The sequence below is a fragment of the Hydrogenovibrio kuenenii DSM 12350 genome, from assembly GCF_000526715.1.
GTDB classification, from domain to species: Bacteria; Pseudomonadota; Gammaproteobacteria; order Thiomicrospirales; family Thiomicrospiraceae; genus Hydrogenovibrio; species Hydrogenovibrio kuenenii.
Genome location: NZ_JAGP01000001.1, coordinates 1,744,735 through 1,765,426 on the forward strand (window position 1 = coordinate 1,744,735; position 20,692 = coordinate 1,765,426).

The window sequence follows — 20,692 nt, forward strand, 5'->3', positions numbered from 1 at the left end:
CAGATTTTCAATGCAAAGTATTCACCAGCTTAGTCACCGCAAGCTAATAAATATTCCAAGATCGGGTTCGGTAAAACACCCATATCTTTTTGTAGATACATCGGCAAATGGGTTGGCTCAGCAGCCATACCTCTTTCAATCATTTCTTGAATAGTCTTGAGATAATGAAAGCTGGTTTTTCCAACATACAGCGGTGTTAAATTGTGGTTTTTGTAAAAACGTAGAGCGTCTTTCAGACCGCGTAGATACAAGAAATCTTTGGTAAAGCCACCACCACGATAAACACGGGCAGTCAATCGGAAAGCTTCATCTTTATCCACCCCGTAGTCATCCATCAGCGCTTTAAAGGTGTAAGAAAAATCATAATGCTTCACCATCATGTTGACAGCTATCACACGTAACGCCAAAGTCTGTAATCTTGGTAAATTTAAATTACCGGTCATAAACTCTGCCAGAATCGCCAAGCCTTCTTGCGTATAGGTATTACCCGGCAAACCAAGCTTGAATACTTTGAGCTGTTGTTTGTTGGCGTTATAAGTGGTGACCATATGCACACCTAACTCATGATGAATCAACGCATTCAATTCCATATCATTCATCTGCATGGATTTGTTGATCAAAATGGTTTTTTTACCATTATCAACCATGGCTGAGGCAATGATTTTATCCGTCACTTCAACCTTACAATGAATGTTATATTGATCTAGCGCGTGTAGAAAACGCTCTTTTGCTTGCTTGGCATCAATACGACGCTCAGCAAACTCTTCAAAAGGTTTAGCATAAAGTAAGAAGTGTGCAAACTCGATATCTTCATCACTCGGTTCACCATAATAACGCAAAGAGTTATAAAGAAACTTGTCAGTGCCTACTGTTGTCAGCAAGTCGATTTTTGTTGCATAAGCATCAATCACATCCCGATACATTTGTTGGATGGAAATATCTTTGACCGATGACTCGGGTAGCTTATACAACTTTTCACGAAACTCGAAAGGGTTAATTTCAAGCTGACGATAAGTGAAATCCGGTTCGTAATTAAAGCCTTTTGCAAAGAAACGTCTTTTCTCGCGCACAATGTTTTTAGGGTTAATGTACGCGAGTGTCTCTATTCCTTTACATAACTTATGAAGCTTTGCATCCAACTTTAAGACCGTAGGATCAACTTCAGAAGAAAGCATCTGTGTTTTTCTTGTTGGCGTTTTAGGTCTGTGTTGCTTGGCAAAAAATAGCGCTGTATTCAAAAAGCGCTCTTTCAACTCAGCTTTAAGCGTATTCAAAACCAATGGGTATGGCTCGCCAGACTGTTCGTCCATAAAGACTTTTTTCACTTCTGTTGGCAGTGCCAGTGTGTTCGTAAAATTATTTTTGACGAAAGTCGCCAAATAACCGCGCCCCCAGAAAACTTCATTTATCGCAGAACGTGACGCCATGTTTTGCAATTCAATTGAATTAAGCGAGGCATTCCAGTACTGAACCACCCTATCCCATCGACCTAGATCTAGCTGCTCAGTACCGATATTAAACACAGGCGGTACGGCATCCGTCATACGCAAATAATTATAGGAGTGCATGTCATACACTAAACAGTTGCCGTGCAGCTTCTCTATTTTTTTAATCAATGCCCCGAGAATGCGATAAAACAAAGCGTGCTTGTCTAAGCTACGTTGTTTCTTTTCAGACGATAAGGGTTCTTTCCACACCTGCTTGCCCCATGCTTCTTCATAAACACAGGTTTCTGGTGCACGGTTTAGATCATATTCATACCGAGAATCGAGACCGATCAATGTGATTGGCATAGAAGCAATCATATCGCCGGTAAAAGGGTCTTCTTCGTATAGGCGCTCGGATTCATCCAACGCACACAGCTCTAGCAGTTCTTCTCTAAGTTGATGCCCATCATGAATAGCCGTACAAACGAAAAAGCCATAATCTTCAACTTTGATTTCAAGACTTTGCTCAACACGAGCATGAAAAATCCGCCCTTTTTGAATGGCTTTCAAACAGTCCTTTTCAGACCAATCAAACATCGTCCATAGCCTCTAAAAACTCCGCTTTTCGCGCTGAAATATTACGCTTACGTTTGGCAACACTTTCAACAAAGTCGATCACTTTTGTTTGTAGTTTGACGCGGTTAAGTTTGTTGATACGCATAATCCCGCCTGGGCTCAATACATTCACTTCAATCAGCTTGCCGTTAATGACATCAATACCCACAAAATACAAGCCATCGCGCACCAATTTTGGCCCTATCAGTCGGCATAATTCTTTTTCAGTAGGTGTTAGATGATGCTTTTGTACTGAACCACCAGCATGCACATTGGAGCGTAAATCCCCCGTCGCGGGTACACGTTTCATGGCACCAATTGGCTCACCATTCAACATCAAAATTCTTACATCCCCTTGATCTGCACCCTCAACATACTCTTGCAAGATAACGTAATTGCCCTTTTCATTGCCGTTGATATAAAAATCCAACAGAGATGAGAAACTCGCTATCGCTTGCTTTTCGACCATAATCACACCATGGCCACCATAGCCGTCTAAAGGCTTCATAATCATCTTGCCTGACTCAGACTCTCTTAATACAGACTCTAAATATTCCGGTGTTTTAGACACATAAGTTTTGGGGATAAAGCGATTATCAGGATCATCAAATGAACTGGTATAGAGTTTATTATTGGCCACACGCAAGCCATCGATATCATTCATGATAAAGACATCATCTCGAACTGAGTCTAAGAAGTTTAATGCGGTCACATTTAATGGCGGATCAGAGCGCATAATAATGGCGTCAAAACCAGCTAAAGGCAGTTTTACCTTACGAAATTTAGCCTTTTTATAAAAAGTAGTGATTTTTGCAGAAACAGGGTCTTGCTTTACAAACACCTGACAAAACGCCATGGCTGTTGATTCACGCATGGTTAAGTTATGCACTGTTGCTAAGGCGACCGTATGCTTTCTAGACACACATTCATGTATCATTCGAATCGTAGAATCAGTTTCTGGTTCTACTCTATCCCAAGGATACATAATAAATAGAATATTCACGTGGCACGGCCTCCAAGACTTAACCTATATTGACTGCAAGCCCCTAGATTTATAGGAGCATATTTTCGGCGATATTACCTGAAACTAGACAATAACGTAAGAGAAATTTCTTAATTTCACGTCATTTTTTCTTTCATAAAATCGTAACAAATTGTACTGAGGATAAATGACTAGAAAATACAAAATATTTTATATAGATTTAAAAACCAACATCAACTCTACGCATCCATAAAATTGATATTTGCTAAATGTTTTATCACTGTAATTAACTTTCACTATACTACTGATAAGAGCGCGATAACAAATAAAAAATGGTCATCAACCTTTTGCCAGCTTCCATATTTATACAAGAGAAACCACTCTAGGAATCTATCATGAATGCACCTTCTGTGCTAAAAATTTCTTCACAACAACGCAAAGGAGAGTTTTTTGCATTAGGTCTCACTTTAATTGAAGCCTGGTTTCCAATTTTTGCAAGTTTCACCGTTTCAACCTTGGGACCACTTCATGCCTATACCTATAGCTTGGTAGTTGCCTCAAGTATCTTGCTCGGTTTATGGTTGTACCGAAAACGCACTGCAGAAATTCTAAAGCGTGAAGCTTACTTTTCACTCCTTATGGTTAGTCTGCTTATCTCTAGCGTATTTGCACTGGTCTTTTTAGGACTTAACTACACTTCAGCTAACAATGTCGCCATCATTCTATTTTTGCAGATTCTGTTTGCTTATCTGTTTCTGGGACGCAAGCAAGGAGAAACCTTAAACCTCCCCCACACACTTGGCGTGATCTTAATGACCCTCGGTGCGGTATTGGTGCTCTTCCCCAAAAACTTTTCATTGCACATAGGAGACGGTTTAGTGTTACTAGCCGCGATTATTGCGCCCATTGCCAATCTCTATCAAAAACGAGCTCGACAACACGTTTCTAGCGAAACCATACTCTTAGTCAGGAGCTTGTTGGCACTGCCAGTGCTGTATCTGTTAGCGCTTTATTTTGAACCTACACCAAGCTGGCACATGATCCAAACGCAATGGATTTGGTTACTGCTAACTGGCGGTTTGGTATTTGTGGTTTCCAAAATATTTTGGGTAGAAGCACTCCATTTACTCCCCATCACCAAGGTCAACGCTCTGTTTGCACTCGCGCCTTTACTCACAATCGGGCTTTCGTACTGGATATTAAATCAAGCACCAACCCTGTCACAATTAGCAGGCGCATTGCCTATTTTGTTTGGTGGTTATTTGATTACTAGAAGAGTGAATTAACAAACAAAGAAAAACGACCCAGCCTGGCAGATTTTAGTCATAGTATTCGATCAAACCAATAAGCTACAATAGAAACAGTTATATTGATGAGAATTATTCAAAATGAAAACACATGCTATTCGTACCCTTATTACTCTTGGATTCATCACAATACTTCTCAGCCTTAACGGCTGCTCAACCATTCAAGTAAGCCAAGATTACGACCAGCAAGCTAATTTCAACAACCTTCACAGCTACCAATGGCTACCAGCGGATATGCAAACCAAGCCTAAAGCCAGTGACTTTCAGAAAAATAATCCTTTGATTGCCAAACGCATTGAAACAGCTCTTGTTCATGAGCTGAGTTTGAAAGGACAATCAATCGTCACCCAAAATGCAGATGCTTATATCACTTATCATATTTCCTCTGCACAAAAAATACGCTCCGCACCTGTCACCACATCTATCGGTTTTGGTACTGGCGGTAGAGGTATCTATACTGGTTTTGGTTTTCAAACCGGTGGTGATATACAGCAATACGAAGAAGGTCAATTGGTCGTTGATATTTTGAACTTGAAAGGAAAACTATTATGGCGCGGTACAAGTTCTACACCATTAGAAGAACACTCAACACCTGAAGAAACCACTAAGTTGATTAACGACGTGATTAAAAAACTAATGGCGCAATATCCGCCTAAAAAATAACACGCCTTACTCTTAAATAAAAGAAGTGAGTAATCCCAAAACAGCACTTAGCAAAATCACAGGAATAAAACCCCATTGTTTTTTAAACAATAGCCACATTGCCAAACCCGTTATAAACAGTGAGGTGAGATCTATAGCTAGCCAAGCATCTAGCCCTTGGTTTAAGTTTGGGGGATGCGGCCAAAAAACATGAAAACCAAAGAACACCGCCAAATTCAACATCACACCAACAAGTGCTGCACTAATCACCGTCAAAAGCCCTTTCAGCTTGCCATTTTCTCGACCTGCTTCAACCAATGGTGCACCGGCAAGAATCAACAAAAACGATGGTAAAAAACTAAAAAACGTCACCACACTGGCTGCCAGAAATCCATTTACAAACGGTGAAGCATCTGACACCGCCATCTGCCCCCAGCCAGCAACAAACCCAATAAAGGTCACTATCATTATCAGGGGCCCAGGTGTCGTTTCACCTAGTGCTAAGCCATCAATCATTTGTGGCGCAGTTAGCCAATGAAAATGCTCAACCGCACCCTGATAAACATAAGGCAAAACAGCATAAGCACCACCAAAGGTTAACCAAGCTGCTTTTGTAAAAAACCAGGCCATTTGAACCAATGGAGAATCAGCGCCCCCCGTCAAGGCAACTAATGACAACATAGCGGCTAACCAAATAAACACGCCAAGCAAAACCACCTTAATCAACTTATGCCAAGCAAAGCGAGTATGCTCTAACACCGTATCATCACCAATCAAAGCTGATTCTTTACTGTCATTCACGGTTTGGACGGACGCCGAACCCGATAAAACCTGTGGCGCTACATGACTGAATATCAACCCTATAATCAATGCCGATATCATAATAAGCGGAAAAGGCCAATTAAAAACAGCTATAGCTACAAAAGCCCCTACTGCCAACCACCACAAAGCAGCATGGTGTAAAACGCGACTGGCTAAGCGATAAACCGCCACCACCACAATAGCGAGTACCGCGGGCTTAATGCCATAAAAAACAGCGGCAACCCAAGAAACCTGACCAAACGTCAAATACAACCAACTCAAGAACATCAACAGGAAAAAGGCTGGCAAAATAAACAAGAGCCCTGCGGCTAAACCGCCTTTTGTACCATGCATTAACCAGCCCATATAAGTCGCTAATTGCTGTGCTTCTGGACCGGGCAATAGCATCGTGTAATTCAACGCATTCAAAAAACGCTTCTCGGAAATCCAGCGACGTTTTTCTACTAACTCTTGATGCATCAGGCTAATTTGCCCTGCAGGACCACCAAAGCTAATAAACCCAAGTTTAAGCCAATAAATTAGGGCTTGTACAAAGGAAATATCAACGTTAGGTGTTGATGCTTTTTCTGTCTTTAAAGTGTCTGTCATGTTTTAAAGCAATGCTGTTCTTATGTAAGAAAGGGCTATTTTAAAATAAAAAGATGACGCGGCTATGACGTTAATAATGGTAGTCCTCGACAAAATAAAAATCTACCAGGCTGGGTCTTATCTAACCTAGGTATCGAAACAAAATCAAAGCTGGGCTTAACAATCAAAAATTGCTTTAATAGAAGTTACCAAGAATCGTTGGATTGGAGACACCTATGAGATTGGCTTTTTTTAGCGCAACAAAAACCGATAAACGACTATTTGATTCCGCTAAACAAAATTATGGCATCGAAATCGACTACTTCGAACACCATCTGTCAGCAAAAACCGTCGCCTTAGCAGAAGACTATAATGCAGTGTGCGTATTCGTGAACGATGATATTTCGGCTAGCGTCATCGAAAAACTGCATGATTTTGGTATACGACTTATTCTTTTACGCTGTGCGGGTTTTAATCAAGTCGATTTACCTGCGGCAAATCAATACGGCATGACAGTGCTTCGTGTACCCAACTATTCACCGATGGCCGTTGCTGAACATGCTCTTGCAATGATGATGAGCTTAAACCGTAAAACCTACAAAGCCTATAACCGTGTGCGTGATGGCAATTTCTCACTAGAAGGCTTTTTGGGGTTTGATATGTTTGGCAAAACAGCAGCCGTAGTGGGAACTGGTCATATCGGTTATGAAATGGCAAGGATTCTAAAAGGACTTGGATTACATGTCTTGGCCTATGACGTCAAACAAAATCCAGATGTTTTGGCACTGGGCATAGAATACGCTAACTTAGATACGCTCTATGAACAATCAGACATCATTTCACTTCACGTGCCTTTATTCAATGAAACGCACCATCTGATTAATAAAACCAGCATTGCCAAAATGAAACCCGGTGTCATGATTATCAACACCAGTCGCGGTGGTATTTTGGATGCCTCCGCGGTGATTGACGCCTTAAAGACCGGACAAATCGGTTATCTAGGTATTGATGTTTATGAACAAGAAGCCGATTTGTTTTTTGAAGATCGCTCTGAACAAATTATTCAAGATGATATTTTTGAACGCCTATTGTCTTTCCCCAATGTTTTGGTTACAGCGCATCAAGGTTTTTATACAAAAGAAGCCTTGTGTCATATCGTTGATACAACGTTGCAAAATATGCAACACTTTGGAACAAAGCTGGCATTAGAAGAAAATAGAGTGAAATAAAAAAAGGGGCTTAAAAACCCCTTTCTTAAACAAATAGACCCACTCTTAGATCACTTCTGACAATAGGCTATTCATACGTTTAATAAAGTCAGCAGGACGCTCCAACTGATCACCTTCAGCCAGCTGTGCTTGCTCAAGTAAGAACAAAGACCATTCTTTCACTTTGCCTTCTTCATCCAACTGCTCTAGTTTTTTCACAAGAGGATGTGTTGGGTTTAGCTCAAGCACAGGCTTTTGCTTAGGCATGGCTTGCCCCATCTGTTCCATCATTCGCGCCATGTGTGCAGACATATCGCCTTCTGCACTCACCACACACGCTGGAGAGTCAGTCAGACGGTGTGTAATACGAACATCAGAAACTAAATCCTCAATCGCTGCCTTCACTTTTTCAGTAATAGCTTCACGTGCTTTTTTGTCTTCTTCAGTCAACTCAGCTTCTTCTTCCGCTTCAAACTCTTTTAGATCAGCAGAAGCAACGGACTTCAATTGTTTACCATCAAATTCAGTCAAGTGTGAAACCAGCCATTCATCAATACGATCCGTCAGTAATAGCACCTCGATGCCTTTTTTACGGAACATTTCCAAATGCGGGCTACCAGATGCCGCGGCATAACTATCACCTGTTATAAAGTAAATCGACTGCTGATCTTCTGACATGCGATCAACATAGGTTTCAAGTGACACACGCTGCTCTTGTGTTGAAGATTGGTGAGTAGTCGTGAAACGCAACAACTTGGCAATTTTCTCTTTGTTTGCAAAGTCTTCAATCATCCCCTCTTTCATCACATTACCAAACTGGTCCCAGAAGGTGTTGTAATCGGTTTGATCTTCCGACTTAGACATTTTTGCCAAACTGTCCAGAATACGCTTAACAGAAGCAGAACGAACCTTATCAACCACTTTGTTACTTTGCAGGATTTCACGCGATACATTCAATGGTAGATCGTTAGAGTCAATCACCCCACGAACAAAGCGTAGATAAGCAGGCAATAAGTTTTCTGCATCATCCATGATGAATACACGTTTTACATAAAGCTTTAAGCCATAACGACGGTCACGGTCATACAGATCAAATGGGGCACGTTTTGGCACATAAAGCAGTGAGGTATACTCTAAAGTCCCCTCAACTTTATTATGTAGCGTTACCAGAGGATTTTCGAAATCATGTGATAACGTTTGATAAAAGTTATTGTATTCTTCGTCTGTTAACTCCGATTTTGGTTGCGTCCAAAGGGCTGTTGCTTTATTGACTTGCTCAAGGACTTTCTTGCCATTTGGCTTACCTTCATCATCCAGCTCTTCTTTCCACATCATGATAGGAAAGTTAATGTGATCTGAATAGGTCGTAATGATATTTCTTAGACGGAAATCGTCAAGGAACTCATCCATATCTTCTTTCAAGTGAAGAACAATTTCTGTCCCTTTAGAGTCTTTTTCGACCGTTTCTAGCGTGTACTCACCTTCACCTGCCGATTCCCAACAAGTAGCATTAGCTTTTTCATCACCCGCTTTGCGCGTCGTCAAAGTAACTTTATCGGCAACAATAAAGGATGCATAGAAGCCCACCCCGAACTGACCAATCAAATGACTGTCTTTAGCTTGGTCACCTGAAAGATTTTCTAAGAACTTTTTGGTACCAGAATTGGCAATCGTTCCGATATTTGCAATAACTTCATCGCGAGTCATCCCGATACCATTGTCGATAATCGTCACAGTACGCGCTTCTTTATCAAATGCAACGCCAATTGACAGTTCTGATTCACCTTCTGTTAAGGCATCATTTGAAACTGACTCAAACCTCAGCTTATCTAGAGCATCCGAAGCATTGGATACTAACTCTCTCAAAAAGATTTCTTTATTACTGTAAAGGGCATGAATCATCAGTTTTAGTAACTGATTAACTTCTGTTTGAAAGGCATGAGTTTCTGTGTGACTCATTCTGTTCTTCTCCTAGTTTTTCGGTTGAATCTAATAAGTATTAAACTCATAGGTTATTGGGGACAGCAAAGTATTTTTCAAGAGGCAAAAACAAAAAAAGCGCAGAAACTGCGCTTTTTTATCACCCTAAACAAAGGTAATTATTTTTCTGTAACTTTGTCCAAAGCATCAGTGATTTCATCTGGTGCATTAGCAATAGACATAAAGCTACCTGAACCCATCATTGACAATGAAGGCCAGTTAATTGCAATACGGAATTTTCCGTTTAGGGCAATCGCTTTTTTACCTACAACAAGAATCTCATAAGGTAGGTGCGCTGCATGCGAATGTCCACTAGTATCAATTTGCTTCAATATATTTTTATCAGCCCCTTCACCTTTAGAAATGGCAACACCAAATACAGTTGAATTAGCATTTGGTAGATCAATACGGTATACCTTGGTTACACCAGCTTTTCCAGCAGCTAACGCTTTTTCGATAGTGTCTACAGCTTGTTGATGTGAATCATAATCTTCTAACTCATCTACATCACCAAAATAAGGCATCATGAATTTATAGTGATAGTCACGCAGGTCATCAGCACTCAATGCTTCTTCTGCACCAAATTCAGATTGTTTGCCAAGCGCTTTTTCCATCGCAGACTGAACTGGGGTAATGTCACCTTTCATTTTATAGACATTCCACATGTACACTGGATTTGTGTATGAAACCTCTGTATTTGCACCACGTTTAACAATGGAAACTCTTTCCATCGCACCAAAACCACCGTTTTCAGATTGTGCGGCAAGAGACTTAAGTGCATCATTCGTAACAATGATAACTTGCGTGTCTGTAGTAGGGCTGTATGAACCGACCACTTGGAAACCGTTAGAAGTTAGGGCAGACTTTGCTTTGTCAGCAGTTGCAGCAACAGAATCAGTTGTTGTCGAACCTAAAATAAACGGCATATAAGATGCTGCCATAGCTGTAGTAGAACTAACAAGTAGTACTACCGAAACAGCCATTGCTGACCATAGAGATTTCAATTTCATGTTTACCAATCCAATATATTTATAGTTTTTTAAAAGGAAGCTTTATTTTGAGGAATCGCCCAGTAAATTTAAAATTCAATTTATTTATGTGTAAATAAGCTCCCATTGGGCTAACACGAACTTTAAACGTTGATCCGTAAATAAACCAGTTATAAAAAAACCGCATTTCTGCGGTTTTTAAAATAGATTAAAAGAATTCGATCTCTTCTTCGTCTTCTTCTTCGGCATGCATCCTATCTCGCATACGCTCTTTCATTTGGTTAATTGCCTCATCTGCAGGCAACCCTTTATCGAAAATAAGTTCAAACAACTCTTCTTCTTCTCGCATAGTGGTGCCTTTGCGCACTGTTTCTTTGAATGCCTGCCATTGCGCTTCATCTTGCGCATGCATTTCATGAGAAACAATATCCGCTAAACCAGACAACCCTTGAGACACATGATCTAATCGTTGGCTTAATTTGTCATAAAATTGGAACGCTATAATCGCTTGTTGCATCTTCATTGCCAATTCATTAGTTTGCAATAGCAAAGATGCATTATGTTCTTCCAAACCTTCAACATCTTCCGCCATTTCCGCAATCAACTTACTTGATGCTTCAATGCCTTCAATATGCTTACTCATAAAAGAAAAGGAATCAATCAATGTATTAACCGAATTATCCCCATCGGTAATAGACAATTCAATCTGTGCAACAGATAAGTTCAAAACCATGATGGTCTCTTGAACTTCTTTTGCCCCTAGTGCATACGACATAAATATCTCTTTATTTATTTTTTATATTCATACAAACCAAGATTACACTCTCTAAAGTGCAAATTTGTTAAGCTGCATTATGCTGTAAACCGCTTCCTTTATGTGAACTCAGTGTTTCAGAAATATCTAAAATCAGAGAAACCGTACCGTCCCCAAGAATAGTTGCCCCTGCTATACTGTTCACCTTCATGTAGTTGTTTTCAAGCGATTTAATAACAACTTGTTGCTGACCTAACAAGTCATCAACAAATATTCCGGCTCTTTCACCATTGTCTTCAACAACCACTAGCAGTCCCGATTCTAAATCAGTTCTGGCATCTTTAATACCCAACTTTTCGTGAAGACGAATAACGGGAATATACTGATCTCTTAACTTATAGAGTTCTGCCTGACCCGCAATTCCTTTCACTAAACTTTTATCTACCTGGATAGATTCCACAATTGAAACCAATGGGAACACATAAGTTTCGGAACCAACCTTAGCTAGCTGTCCATCCAAAATTGCAAGTGTTAGTGGCAAGCGTATCGTGAAGACACTACCTTTCCCTTGCTCCGTTTTTACTTCAACAGAACCACCTAACCCTCGAATATTTCGTCGAACCACATCCATGCCTACACCACGACCGGAAATGTCACTTACAACATCCGCTGTAGAAAAACCTGGATGGAAAATCAAATCTACGATTTCCTGCTCAGACATATGCTGCCCTTCTTCGACAACACCTTTCTCAACTGCTTTTTGATAAACTCTTTCAGAGTTGATTCCCGCACCATCATCGGTAATCTGGATCAAAATATTTCCACCTTGATGGAAAGCTGCCATTTTAACTCTGCCAGTTCGAGGTTTGCCTGCCGCTTCACGGACATCTGGCGCTTCAATACCATGATCAATCGAGTTTCTCACGATATGCACCAATGGATCGGTCAGAGCTTCCAACATTGTTTTATCTAATTCGGTACCTTCGCCTTCCATAACCAAATCAATGGACTTACCTAACTTTTGACTCACATCATGCACAATTCGAGGCATACGATTAAATGCAAAGCTAACTGGTAGCATACGGATATTCATTACACTTTCTTGGAGATCTCTCGTATGACGCTCAAGATGAGTTAAGCCTTCTTTTAGCTTATCAATCCAATCCGTATTATCACCACCTTGTTCAGCTTGTTCGCCAAACTGACTTAGCATTGATTGTGTGATGACTAGCTCACCGACCAAATTCACCATCTGATCAATTTTGCTCAAATCAACACGAATCGAACTATCTTGTTTCGGTGCAGCAGCCTTGGCAGCTACCGCTTTTTTGACTGGCGCAGGCTTCGCTGGAGGTTCAACAGCAGGGGCTTCCGTTTTTGTAACGGGCTCTGAAACAGATTCCATTGCTGGTGCTTCTGATTGCTCTACAGAAGGTGGGTGATATATTATTTGGGCACCATCACCATCAATCCATTCAAACACTTCTCGAATATCGTCTTCCTGAATATTGTCACCGGACAATTCAAGATTCCACTTTAAATAAAGTTTCTCAGGATCTAATGCATCTAAGTCAGGCAACTCTGAATCGTCTACAATCGCATTTAAAGAGCCTAGGGTTTCCAGCTCTCTGAATATACGGATAGGTTCATTCCCAGTCTGCAAAAGTTCTGGTTCGGGTAGTAGTTCAATTTTCCACGTACCACCAACTTGTACCTGAGGTTCAACTGTAGATTCTGCTTCGACAACCTCTTCTGCTTCTGAAGAAGCTTCCTCATCTGAACTCGATCCTAAAATCCTTTCCAAATCTGCTTGCACTTCAGCCGCACGTTCTTCATCAATGGGTTCATGGTTTTGCAATCGGGTCATCATGTCTCTTAAAACATCTACCGCTTGAAGCATGACATCATTTGCTTCTTGAGTGACTAAACGACGACCATCACGCATCTCATCCAATAAGGTTTCAAGAACATGGGTAAAATCTATAATCTCCGTAAAGCCAAAGGTTCCACTCCCGCCTTTAATGGAGTGGGCGGCACGAAAGATTTCGTTGATTTTTTCGTTATCAGGCTCTCCTGGAGGTAATTCAAGCAAGCCCGCTTCCATTACATCCAACCCTTCAAAACTTTCTTCTAGATAAGTTTGACGAAATGTCTCCATCATATCCATAGTTATCTTCCTTAGAACAGTTCCACGTCACCTTCAACAGGTTTCGAACCAATATTACTAATATAACGACTTTCTTCTGCTGCCAACGTTTGATTATGCATAGCATTCAATCTTCTGACTCTAACACGACCTGTCGTCGGGTAATACAAAATTTTTCTCGGATACACATCACCTATATCTTGAGAAACAATTTTAAATCCTTCCGTATAAATATAGTCAAATGCAAAGCCTATGTTATACCAACCAATGTTTGTTTTAGAGCTCATAATACGGCCACCGCCAAAGAGCTTAAATTCCAATCTTTCACGCCTTGCGCCAACGTTCAGTAACGCATTGACCAAGTTCTCCATCGCATAGTTGCCATAACGGTTTGCATCTGACAACTCCGAAGCGCCTGAAGCATTCTTATCCATTGGCAACATGAAGTGATTCATACCACCAACGCCTGTTACTGGATCCCTTACACACGCAGAAATACAAGAACCCAATACCGTCTCAATGCGTTCATTCTCTTTGGTAACGTAAAACTCTCCAGGAAGAATTTTATAGGTTGTTATCCCTTCTGCTGGATCAACACTTTTTTGCATAGAATTTTGTGACTATCTTGTCGTAGAAAAAAGTTTAAAAAATTATAAGACAATACTCGCATTAATTGGCATCTCTGGCAAGTCTTTGTTACAACCCTAGTCTTTTTTAGCAGCTTTCTTTTTTTCTGTTTTTGCTGCCGTTCGCTTTTGCTTGAAAAAATGCTTGATGAGCTCACTAGATTCTTGCCTAAGAATACCGAATTCGACATTAATTCGATGATTCAACTCTGGATGTTGCGCCAAATTCATTAAACTACCGACAGCTCCAGTTCTTGGATCTTCAGTCGCAATAACCAGACGAGAAATACGACTATGGACGAGTGCGCCTGCGCACATAGGGCAAGGTTCCAGAGTGACATAAAGCGTCAACCCAGGCATTCGATAATTTTCAATTACTTGCCCAGCATTGCGTAATGCAACCACTTCTGCATGAGCTGTTGGATCATGATTTTGTATGGTTTGATTCCACCCTTCGGCAACGAGTCCGTTATCATCAACCAAAACAGCGCCCACAGGCACTTCTCCTTGAGATTCTGCTATCTTAGCCAGCTCTAAAGCACGCTGCATCCAAAAAATGTCTTGCTCCAAATATTTTTCCAACGGATTAAAGCCTTTTTAGATGAAAAAAAAGGATGTCATAAACATCCTTTTTATTTTTATTCCCACTCAATCGTTGCAGGTGGCTTACTCGAAATATCGTAAGTCACCCGGGTGATACGAGGAATTTCATTGATGATACGATTCGATACAGTTTCCAAAAAATCATAAGGTAAATGCGCCCATCTCGCAGTCATGAAATCAATCGTCTCCACAGCTCTTAATGCAACAACATAGTCATACCGTCTGGCATCACCCACAACCCCAACCGATTTTACCGGTAAAAACACAGTGAAAGCTTGTGAGGTTTTATCATACAAATCAGCTGCACGAAGTTCTTCGATAAAAATATGATCTGCTAAACGTAAAATATCGGCGTACTCTTTTTTAACTTCACCCAAAATACGAACACCTAGACCAGGACCTGGGAAAGGATGACGATAAACCATATCGTGCGGTAAACCTAAAGCTACACCTAGCTTTCTCACTTCATCTTTAAACAACTCTCTCAGAGGCTCTAGAAGCTCTAACTTCATATCTTCAGGTAAACCACCGACATTATGATGAGACTTAATTACTTTTGCCTTACCGGTTTTCGAACCCGCTGATTCAATGACATCAGGATAAATAGTACCTTGCGCCAGCCATTTTACTGAATTCAGTTTCCCGGCTTCTTGATCAAACACTTCAATAAACGCGTGACCAATAATTTTTCGTTTTGCTTCTGGATCAGCCTCTCCCGCCAACTGCCCCATAAAATAATCTTCAGCATCAACACGAATGACGCGAATACCCATATTTTCAGCAAACATCGCCATGACCTGGTCACCTTCTTGATGGCGAAGCAGGCCATGATCAACAAATACACAAGTCAACTGATCACCAATTGCCTTATGTAACAAAGCCGCGACAACCGAAGAGTCAACTCCACCAGACAATCCTAGCAAAACCTCATCATCACCAACTTGTTCGTGAATACGCGCAATACTGTCTTCAATAATATTTGTCGTTGTCCATAACTTCTCACAACCACACAGCTCAACAACAAAACGCTCAAGCATTCGCGATCCCTGCTTAGTGTGAGTCACTTCTGGATGGAACTGGATACCGTAAAAATTCTTTTCTTCATTCGCCATCCCCGCAATAGGACAGTTGTCTGTTGATGCCATCAACACAAAACCTTCCGGCATCTGATCAACTCTATCGCCATGAGACATCCAAACGTCTAACATGCCATACCCTTCAGGAGTCACATGATCTTCAACGTCTTTTAACAACTTTGTATGGCCACGAGCACGAACCTGAGCATAACCATACTCATGTTCATCAGCATGAATCACCTGCCCCCCCAGTTGCTCGGCCATGGTTTGCATGCCGTAACAAATACCCAATACAGGTACACCAAGGTTAAAAACAACTTCCGGTGATTTCGGTGCGTCATCACCTATGACCGTTTCTGGGCCACCAGACAAGATAATACCTTTGGCATTAAAATTGGTAACTGCTTCCTCATCAATATCCCAAGGTTCAACTTCACAATAGACGCCAATTTCGCGAATTCGACGAGCAATTAATTGCGTATATTGCGAACCGAAGTCCAAGATAAGGATGCGATCTGCGTGAATATTCTGTTCAGTCATAAATGATGAATTCCATTAAAAAGGTACAACAAAAAGTGGGGTTGAGAGAGCGGCATTCGATAACAGATGCCGCTATATTTTAAACGCGATAGTTTGGCGCTTCTTTAGTAATTGTCACATCATGAACATGGCTTTCTGCCATCCCCGCGCCAGTGACACGTACAAATTGAGGCTTAGTATTGAACTCAACAATATCTTTACAGCCGGTATAACCCATACTAGAACGGATACCACCCACCAATTGATGGATAATAGGCGCTAAAGGTCCTTTATAAGCAACACGACCTTCAATCCCTTCAGGAACTAATTTATCTGCTGCATTTGACGACTGGAAGTAACGATCCGATGAACCTTGTTTCTGAGACATCGCCCCTAAAGATCCCATACCACGATATGACTTGTACGCTCGTCCCTGATAATATTCAACTTCCCCAGGAGATTCTTCTGTACCGGCGAACATACTACCTAACATCACAGCTGATGCACCGGCTACCAATGCTTTAGCAACATCCCCAGAAAAACGAATACCGCCATCAGCAATCAAAGGTACACCAGTTCCGTTTAAAGCTTTAGCTACATTTGAGATTGCGCTTAATTGCGGCACACCAACACCAGCAACGATACGTGTCGTACAAATAGAACCTGGACCAATACCAACTTTAACGCCATCTGCACCAGCTTTGACCAAATCTAAAGCCGCTTCTGCCGTTGCAATATTTCCACCGATAACATCAACTTGAGGGTAGTTTTCCTTAACCCACTTAACACGATCCAGCACACCTTGAGAGTGTCCGTGAGCAGTATCTACAATGATAGCGTCCACACCCGCCTTCACAAGTGCCGCCACTCTATCCGCTGTATCAGCACCGGTTCCAACTGCAGCACCGACACGCAAACGCCCATTGGAATCTTTGCTAGCATTTGGGTGCTCTGTAGATTTCGCCATATCTTTAACGGTAATCATACCTTTTAGCTTGAAATTATCATCAACAACCAAAACGCGTTCCAAGCGGTGTTTATGGAGCAATCCTAACACCACTTCTCTTTCTTCTTTTGCTTTAACTGTCACCAAACGGTCTTTAGTCGTCATAATTTCTGAAACAGGTTTTTGCAAATCAGTTACATAACGTAAATCACGACTGGTTACGATTCCGACCAAATCATTTCCATCCATAACAGGGGCGCTGGAAACACGATTCTCTTTGGTTTTTTGCATCACCTGCTCAACCGTGTCCGTCACTTGAACAGTTATCGGCTCTAAAATAACGCCGTGCTCATATTTTTTCACTTTAGTGACAACATGCGCTTGCTCTTCAACTGTCATGTTTTTATGAACAATACCAATACCACCTTCTTGAGCCATAGAAATAGCCAATCTAGCTTCTGTAACAGTATCCATTGCAGCCGAAACAAATGGAATGTTCAGTTCGATATTTTTCGTTAACTTTGTTCTGAGACTTACATCCGAAGGCAATACCGTTGAATGAGCTGGAACCAATAGAACATCGTCAAATGTTAAAGCTTCTTGCAGAATACGCATACCTATTTTCACCTTACTCTTAAAATTGATGTGCTGCTTTGCAATGTTTCTACCAACCTTCAATAAAAATTAAAAGCACTCAAAACAAACAGAAGCACAACTTGTCATCGAACCTATTTATAAACTTAAGCCGTAAATTTGATAGTCATTTCATGAGCGTTTAAAGAAACACTTACACTCTGATTTATCAAAAAATGCTGTAAAAACGGTGCAAAAACACTACTAAATAAAAAATAGTGTACATTATAATGGGTTGACACCCCATGGGTAAACTGAATAAGTTATTAGATTCATTTATTTCTTAAAAAATGTTTTATGGGCAATTTTCGTGTTTTTTCCTTTTAATCATGAAAATTTATGATTAGAATAAGAGCGGCTTAAAACTTTTTAAAAATAAATAAGCTATTTATCTTGGAGGATTCGGAATGAAAAAACTATTTGTTGGTGCAGCAATCATCACAACTTTAACTCTAGGCGCATGTTCGAGCATGCCGTCAAAATCAATGTCATATGACGATGTTGTGGCGCAAGCTACTGCACAGCATGCTAAAGCTAAAAAGCTTGGTGATGTTTGGCAACAAAAGAAAATGAAAAAACCTTATGTTGACACTTACCTAGACCAAGCCGCTGCCGCGAAGAAAAAAGGTGATGACGCAACTGCAATGAAATTTGCTCAAGAAGCATTGAAAACTGCAAATGCGGAAGTAAATCAGATGGAAAAATACGCTGACTTACAACCTGCATGGATTCCTACTAAATAATTTTTTTAGGATCTAATTAAAAAAGCCGGCTTTTGCCGGCTTTTTTATTTGCCCTTCAAAAACTCATCATCATCAAAACAACTCACCCACTGCGGTTTCAAAACCACCAATGCCAAAACCACCATGCCATTAGCAAACGCCTCCGGAATAACCATTAACGGAATATACGGCAAGAAAGACTGAGTTAACTTTTCTGTTTCATGCAAACCACCCAACCACATAACACCCGCAGCAATTAACAATGATACAAATGTACTCACCGCTGCCGCAAAAAAACCATTAAAAAGCACAAACACAAAAAAGTGTCGCTCAAGGTAGCGATAAGCAAACAAAGTCATCAGCCAAACAATGAAAATAGGAATAACAGCCATCAACACAGCATTCATTCCGAACATCAACACACCTGATTGCCCCATCGCAGTAACACCTACCAAAGCCAATATCGCTGAAAAAAGTGCAAATTGTGGCCCAAACATTAAGGTTACAGAAGCCATTAATAAAATATGAAAACTTAAACCGCCACCAATAGAAGCCGCTCCTGCCCAGATAAAAGACAAAAGGACACTGGTACCAATAAAGACGTTAAAAGCCTCAGAGTCACCTTTGATCTTATGCCACGGCGCTGTTTTTATACTCCAAACTAGCGCAAGAACCAAAAGCAACCAGCCAAGACCAATCCAAAACAAAGAAAAATGATCATCAGGTAAATTCAATTAGACCCCCTCAAAGCTTAATTCAATCTAAATTTAATTTATGTATTTCGCATATCTTACTGAGATTTAGCGCAAAATAGATTATTATTTGCCTTCTCAAAAAGCAAAAATAAACCTGCACACATGTTATCAATCAAAATATTATTTGCATTTTTCTACGACCTTCTACTGCTTTGTGCTGTTTGGTTTGTAGCTGCAATTCCATTTGTAGTTTGGCAAGGCGAAAAGCTCCAGAACTCTTCTACTGCAATACTTGGATTTCAAGTTTATTTACTTGCTATCACCTATATTTATCTTACCTATTTCTGGACACAAGCTGGACAAACCCCAGGGTTAAGAACCTGGAAACTCAGATTATCAACCCTCGACAATCGACTTTTGACAAGAAATGAGGCCAACTTACGTTTTCTAACAGGCATTTTTCTATGGCCTATCGGCTGGATCGGACTTTTTCTGCCTACAAACTACCAAACCTTGCAAGACAGGCTTGCCAAAACACAAATCTCTTCCATTCAAGATACTTGATAAAATAATTACAAACAGGCTTTATCCATGTTAATCATTCACTCCAATCAATTAACTAAACCTCAACTACAACAAATTGAAACTGCACTTAATACTACGCTTCACCCTGTCGCAAATCATTACCAAGCAAATATTTCGTGCCCAGACATGACTTTAGTTAAGAAGCTTTCTGAAGATTTCAAAATAGACATAAACCCACTGCCAAAATCATTTGCTCCAGCCAATACTAAATTAGTTATTAGTGACATGGATTCAACCCTAATTGGCATAGAGTGTGTAGATGAAATTGCCGACATGATGAACCTTAAACCTCAAGTTTCTGCCATTACCGAAGCCGCTATGCGAGGTGAATTAAACTTTGAAAGCTCTCTTAATCAACGCGTTGCTTTATTAGAAGGTCTTTCAGAATCTGCACTACAAAAGGTCTACGATGAACGCTTGTTTCTAAATCCAGGCGCTGAAGAATGGCTGGCTGGACTAAAAAGCAAGTCTATACCTTTCGCCTTAGTATCTGGCGGATTCACTTATTTTACAGACAGACTAAAGCAGCAACTAAGTATAGAGTTTTCCCGCTCAAACCAGCTTGAAATAAACAATGGCGTACTAACAGGCAAAATCGTAGGTGACATTATAGGTGCGGAAGCCAAAGCATACTTCCTACAAGAACTTTGTGACGTGCTTGGAATTGAACTAAATCAAGCCATCGCAATAGGTGATGGTGCCAATGACTTACTCATGATGAATGAAGCAGGCCTAAGCATTGCTTATCATGCGAAACCTGCCGTTCAGGAAAAAGCAGCTACCAGCTTGAATTTTAGTGGGTTAGATAAGGTTTTAGATTTTATCAACGCTGAAATCTAGCACAACAC

Annotated in this window: 18 protein-coding genes; 6 read left to right on the top strand and 12 right to left on the bottom strand. The window is 40.6% G+C overall.

Annotated elements, in window-relative coordinates; translation table 11 throughout:
- Positions 1 to 29: 29 nt before the first annotated feature.
- Positions 30 to 2,024 carry a flavohemoglobin expression-modulating QEGLA motif protein gene (locus tag N745_RS0108285; protein ID WP_024851656.1) on the bottom strand — a complete coding sequence of 665 codons (1,995 nt, stop codon included), beginning with the start codon at positions 2,022 to 2,024 and terminating at the stop codon, positions 30 to 32.
- Positions 2,017 to 3,045 carry a glutathione synthase gene (gene gshB / locus N745_RS0108290; protein WP_024851657.1) on the bottom strand — a complete coding sequence of 343 codons (1,029 nt, stop codon included), beginning with the start codon at positions 3,043 to 3,045 and terminating at the stop codon, positions 2,017 to 2,019. Before gshB ends, N745_RS0108285 begins: the two co-directional genes overlap by 8 nt.
- 374 nt (positions 3,046 to 3,419) lie before the next feature.
- Between gshB and N745_RS0108295 the strand changes: the two genes are divergently transcribed.
- Entirely contained in the window at positions 3,420 to 4,310 is an 891-nt protein-coding gene (locus N745_RS0108295; protein WP_024851658.1) for a DMT family transporter, read from the top strand.
- Between the two features lie 102 nt (positions 4,311 to 4,412).
- Complete coding sequence (locus N745_RS0108300; RefSeq protein WP_024851659.1) at positions 4,413 to 4,994, top strand: DUF4136 domain-containing protein; 582 nt, start codon at positions 4,413 to 4,415, stop codon at positions 4,992 to 4,994.
- A gap of 12 nt (positions 4,995 to 5,006) precedes the next feature.
- Here N745_RS0108300 and chrA read toward each other — a convergent pair whose 3' ends face one another.
- A complete protein-coding gene (chrA, locus tag N745_RS0108305) occupies positions 5,007 to 6,383 on the bottom strand; it encodes a chromate efflux transporter (protein WP_024851660.1) in 1,377 nt (458 codons plus the stop codon).
- Between the two features lie 215 nt (positions 6,384 to 6,598).
- On the opposite strand from chrA, the gene N745_RS0108310 reads away from it, so the two are divergent.
- On the top strand, positions 6,599 to 7,591 hold the full coding sequence (locus N745_RS0108310; protein ID WP_024851661.1) for a 2-hydroxyacid dehydrogenase: 993 nt from the start codon (positions 6,599 to 6,601) through the stop codon (positions 7,589 to 7,591).
- A gap of 45 nt (positions 7,592 to 7,636) precedes the next feature.
- Here N745_RS0108310 and htpG read toward each other — a convergent pair whose 3' ends face one another.
- The 8 genes from htpG to guaB form a co-directional block, all read right to left on the bottom strand.
- On the bottom strand, positions 7,637 to 9,529 hold the full coding sequence (gene htpG / locus N745_RS0108315; RefSeq protein ID WP_024851662.1) for a molecular chaperone HtpG: 1,893 nt from the start codon (positions 9,527 to 9,529) through the stop codon (positions 7,637 to 7,639).
- A gap of 140 nt (positions 9,530 to 9,669) precedes the next feature.
- Positions 9,670 to 10,560, bottom strand: coding sequence for a hypothetical protein (locus N745_RS0108320; RefSeq protein ID WP_024851663.1), 891 nt, complete (start codon positions 10,558 to 10,560; stop codon positions 9,670 to 9,672).
- Positions 10,561 to 10,747: 187 nt separating this feature from the next.
- Positions 10,748 to 11,314: a hypothetical protein gene (locus N745_RS0108325; RefSeq protein WP_024851664.1), complete on the bottom strand. Its 567-nt coding sequence runs from the start codon at positions 11,312 to 11,314 to the stop codon at positions 10,748 to 10,750.
- Positions 11,315 to 11,381: 67 nt separating this feature from the next.
- The gene (locus N745_RS0108330; RefSeq protein ID WP_084657335.1) at positions 11,382 to 13,460 is read right to left on the bottom strand and encodes a chemotaxis protein CheA; all 2,079 of its coding nucleotides are present in this window, start codon (positions 13,458 to 13,460) and stop codon (positions 11,382 to 11,384) included.
- A gap of 11 nt (positions 13,461 to 13,471) precedes the next feature.
- Positions 13,472 to 14,047 carry a chemoreceptor glutamine deamidase CheD gene (gene cheD, locus N745_RS0108335; protein ID WP_024851666.1) on the bottom strand — a complete coding sequence of 192 codons (576 nt, stop codon included), beginning with the start codon at positions 14,045 to 14,047 and terminating at the stop codon, positions 13,472 to 13,474.
- 96 nt (positions 14,048 to 14,143) lie between these two features.
- A complete protein-coding gene (gene tadA, locus N745_RS0108340) occupies positions 14,144 to 14,635 on the bottom strand; it encodes a tRNA adenosine(34) deaminase TadA (protein ID WP_024851667.1) in 492 nt (163 codons plus the stop codon).
- Between the two features lie 68 nt (positions 14,636 to 14,703).
- Positions 14,704 to 16,284 (bottom strand): glutamine-hydrolyzing GMP synthase, encoded by a 1,581-nt coding sequence (gene guaA / locus N745_RS0108345; protein ID WP_024851668.1) that lies wholly within the window; start codon positions 16,282 to 16,284, stop codon positions 14,704 to 14,706.
- A gap of 79 nt (positions 16,285 to 16,363) precedes the next feature.
- Positions 16,364 to 17,824 carry an IMP dehydrogenase gene (guaB, locus tag N745_RS0108350; protein ID WP_024851669.1) on the bottom strand — a complete coding sequence of 487 codons (1,461 nt, stop codon included), beginning with the start codon at positions 17,822 to 17,824 and terminating at the stop codon, positions 16,364 to 16,366.
- Between the two features lie 425 nt (positions 17,825 to 18,249).
- On the opposite strand from guaB, the gene N745_RS0108355 reads away from it, so the two are divergent.
- On the top strand, positions 18,250 to 18,585 hold the full coding sequence (locus tag N745_RS0108355) for a hypothetical protein (RefSeq protein ID WP_024851670.1): 336 nt from the start codon (positions 18,250 to 18,252) through the stop codon (positions 18,583 to 18,585).
- 44 nt (positions 18,586 to 18,629) lie between these two features.
- On the opposite strand, the gene N745_RS0108360 is transcribed toward N745_RS0108355, so the two are convergent.
- Positions 18,630 to 19,298: an energy-coupling factor ABC transporter permease gene (locus tag N745_RS0108360; protein ID WP_024851671.1), complete on the bottom strand. Its 669-nt coding sequence runs from the start codon at positions 19,296 to 19,298 to the stop codon at positions 18,630 to 18,632.
- A gap of 123 nt (positions 19,299 to 19,421) precedes the next feature.
- Here N745_RS0108360 and N745_RS0108365 point away from each other — a divergent pair, with 123 nt between their 5' ends.
- The gene (locus tag N745_RS0108365) at positions 19,422 to 19,823 is read left to right on the top strand and encodes an RDD family protein (protein WP_024851672.1); all 402 of its coding nucleotides are present in this window, start codon (positions 19,422 to 19,424) and stop codon (positions 19,821 to 19,823) included.
- Between the two features lie 27 nt (positions 19,824 to 19,850).
- Entirely contained in the window at positions 19,851 to 20,684 is an 834-nt protein-coding gene (gene serB / locus N745_RS0108370) for a phosphoserine phosphatase SerB (RefSeq protein ID WP_024851673.1), read from the top strand.
- The last annotated feature ends 8 nt before the right edge of the window (positions 20,685 to 20,692 follow it).

Excerpts from the sequence above, each read along its gene's own strand:
- N745_RS0108285 (WP_024851656.1), bottom strand. The coding sequence starts at position 2,024 with ATGTTTGATTGGTCTGAAAAGGACTGTTTGAAAGCCATTCAAAAAGGG.
- N745_RS0108295 (WP_024851658.1), top strand. The coding sequence starts at position 3,420 with ATGAATGCACCTTCTGTGCTAAAAATTTCTTCACAACAACGCAAAGGA.
- N745_RS0108300 (WP_024851659.1), top strand. The coding sequence starts at position 4,413 with ATGAAAACACATGCTATTCGTACCCTTATTACTCTTGGATTCATCACA.
- chrA (WP_024851660.1), bottom strand. The coding sequence starts at position 6,383 with ATGACAGACACTTTAAAGACAGAAAAAGCATCAACACCTAACGTTGAT.
- N745_RS0108310 (WP_024851661.1), top strand. The coding sequence starts at position 6,599 with ATGAGATTGGCTTTTTTTAGCGCAACAAAAACCGATAAACGACTATTT.
- htpG (WP_024851662.1), bottom strand. The coding sequence starts at position 9,529 with ATGAGTCACACAGAAACTCATGCCTTTCAAACAGAAGTTAATCAGTTA.
- N745_RS0108320 (WP_024851663.1), bottom strand. The coding sequence starts at position 10,560 with ATGAAATTGAAATCTCTATGGTCAGCAATGGCTGTTTCGGTAGTACTA.
- N745_RS0108325 (WP_024851664.1), bottom strand. The coding sequence starts at position 11,314 with ATGTCGTATGCACTAGGGGCAAAAGAAGTTCAAGAGACCATCATGGTT.
- N745_RS0108330 (WP_084657335.1), bottom strand. The coding sequence starts at position 13,460 with ATGGATATGATGGAGACATTTCGTCAAACTTATCTAGAAGAAAGTTTT.
- cheD (WP_024851666.1), bottom strand. The coding sequence starts at position 14,047 with ATGCAAAAAAGTGTTGATCCAGCAGAAGGGATAACAACCTATAAAATT.
- guaA (WP_024851668.1), bottom strand. The coding sequence starts at position 16,284 with ATGACTGAACAGAATATTCACGCAGATCGCATCCTTATCTTGGACTTC.
- guaB (WP_024851669.1), bottom strand. The coding sequence starts at position 17,824 with ATGCGTATTCTGCAAGAAGCTTTAACATTTGACGATGTTCTATTGGTT.
- N745_RS0108355 (WP_024851670.1), top strand. The coding sequence starts at position 18,250 with ATGAAAAAACTATTTGTTGGTGCAGCAATCATCACAACTTTAACTCTA.
- N745_RS0108365 (WP_024851672.1), top strand. The coding sequence starts at position 19,422 with ATGTTATCAATCAAAATATTATTTGCATTTTTCTACGACCTTCTACTG.
- serB (WP_024851673.1), top strand. The coding sequence starts at position 19,851 with ATGTTAATCATTCACTCCAATCAATTAACTAAACCTCAACTACAACAA.